The sequence below is a fragment of the Sandaracinobacteroides sp. genome (genome assembly GCF_057137845.1).
The window spans coordinates 1-2,370 of the sequence record NZ_DBNHFX010000205.1; the positions used below are offsets into that span (position 1 = coordinate 1).

The following is a 2,370-nucleotide window of genomic DNA, read 5'->3' on the forward strand; positions in this document are numbered from 1 at the left end:
AAAAGCGCAGCAGCCGGGCATGGAGATCGGCGGCCGTTGCAAAATTCTGGTCGCCGTCGAGCAGCCATAACGACGGCCAGCCGGCGGCCGGCGGGGTGCCTGCCGGCCGCCTGATGATCAGCCGATAGGTCTGGCCGTCGTTCGATTGCACCTCGCGGACCTCGGACGACGCGATCGTCCAGCCGGACACCGCCGCCGCTGCTGGCACTGCCGCAAGGATTGCCAGCAGCGCCAGCCCGAGCCGTGCCGTTACCACCGGTATTGCGCCCGGATGTTCAGTGTCCGCCCGGATCCGAAGTAGCAGGAAGCGACGCTGCCGCAGGTGGCGACATAGGTCTTGTTCAGCAGGTTGCGGGCATTCGCCGAAACCGAGAGGCCGTCGAGCGCGCCGCCGTTCTTGCCGAAGTCGTAGCGCAGCAGGGCGTCGATCAGCGTGTGCGCCGGGATTTCCAGCTTGTTGGCGACATCGCCATAGCTTTTGCCGGTGTGGCGAACGCCGCCGCCGAAGCCAAGCCCGGCAAGCGGCCCCGAGGGCACGGTGTAGTTCACGAAGGTCGACGCCATGAAGTCCGGAACCTGCGACATGCGGTTGCCCTGTTCGGCGGCGATGTTCGAACGCGTGATCTTGCCGTCCATGTGGGTGAAGGTTGCGATCACCGCCAGCCCGAGGGGCAGGGTGGCGCGGCCTTCGAATTCCAGTCCCCGGATGCGGGCCTCGCCCGTCTGCACCGAGCAGGTGCCGCCGCCGCAGATGTGCGAGGGGTCGGGGTCGGTCGTGGTGATGTTCTGCTGGGTGATCTGGTAAGCGCCGATCGTCAGGTAGATCTGGCTGGCCGGCGGCTGCCAGCGCAGGCCGCCTTCCCATTGCTGCGACGTCGTCGGCTCGAAGGGTGTGCCGTCCCAATATTGCCCGCTCGATGGCTGGAACGATGTTGCATAGGTAAGATATGGCGCAAGGCCGTTGTCGAACAGATAGACGCCGCCCGCCCTCCAGGTGAAGGCGCCCGCCTTGATCCGGGTTCTGGCCTGTGTCCGCAGGTTCACCTGGGTTTCGTCGGCCCAGTCATAGCGCCCGCCAACCGTGACCCTGAGGTTGCCGAGCGACATCTGGTCCTGCCCATAGAGGCCGGTCTGTTCGGCGTTGGAGCGGGTGTAGACCTGCGGCGCGAGGTTGGCGGGATAGTCGGCCGATCCGCGCGCGACCGGGTTGAAAATGTCGAGCAGCGGCAGGACGCGCGCCGAATTGACCAGATCGCGTTCGTGCTGCCAGCCGGTGTGGAAGTAATCGAGACCGCCGAGCAGCACATGCTCGATTGCACCGGTCGTGGCGCGGGCCTGCAACTGGTTATCGAGCGCCAGCCCCTGCGACCAGCCGTCGCCCTGCACCGCGCGGCGGCGAATGGTCTGGCCGACGATGCACCCCGGAATGCCGGCACAGCCGGCGGCGGTGGTGATCGTGTCGCCGGCAAGCACGGTCGCCCGATAGAGCGAGTCGACATAGGTGTAGCGGGCGTTCAGCCGGTAGGTCAGAGCATCCGAGAACTGGTGTTCGAACAGCACGCCGACCATGAACTGGTCGCGGTCGAAGCGGTTCCAGCCCGGTTCGCCCAGAAATGCGTCGTTGTCGATGCGGCCACCGTTGGTTTCCACCAGCGTACCGGTCATCGGCAGGAACTGATAGGTCGATCCGCCGCGATCGCGCTGGAACTGCGCCAGCAGCGTCAGGCTGGTTTCATCGGTCGGCGCAAAGGTCAGGCTGGGGGCCAGATACAGGCGGCTGTTCGACGTCTGGTCGATCTGGGTGCGGCCGTCGCGATAGAGGCCGACGAAGCGCGCCAGCACGTCGCCATCGGCATCGAGCCGCCCGCCGACATCGACAGCGCCCTGGAACTGCCACCGCGCAAGATCGGTGAATCCGGCTCCCTGCAGCATCACTTCGCCGTGCGCATCACGCTGCGGTCGTTTGGACACCAGATTGACGAGGCCGCCCGGCGCAACCTGCCCATAAAGCACCGACGACGGGCCTTTCAGCACATCCACCTGTTGCAGGCCGAACGGGTCGAACGAGGTGCGCGTCCACTGGCCGCCGGAAGGCAGCCGCATGCCGTCGACGAAGTTGTTGGAACTGGAAAACCCGCCCGCCGTGAATCCGCGCACGGTGATGTCGTCGACACGGCTGTCGATGCCGCTCGCCTCGGATTGCACGCCTGCCGAGTAGGCCAGTGCTTCGGCCACCGTATGCACGCCGCGCAGGTCCATTTCCTCGCGCGTGATGATCGAGATCGTCTGCGGTGTTTCGATGAGCGGCGTGTCGGTCTTGGTCGAGGAAATGGCCTGGCTTTCGCCGGTCGCCGTGACGATGATGGTTTC

At 65.9% G+C, this 2,370-nt stretch carries 1 protein-coding gene and 1 pseudogene; both read right to left on the reverse strand.

Annotation, left to right across the window (positions count from 1 at the left end):
* Window positions 1-256, reverse strand: a pseudogene (locus AC16JP_RS11265) (hypothetical protein); the annotation flags it as partial.
* Window positions 250-2,370 (reverse strand): TonB-dependent siderophore receptor (locus tag AC16JP_RS11270; protein WP_484340712.1); only part of this gene is annotated, 2,121 nt, incomplete at its 5' end. The gene AC16JP_RS11270 and the pseudogene AC16JP_RS11265, both read right to left, overlap by 7 nt.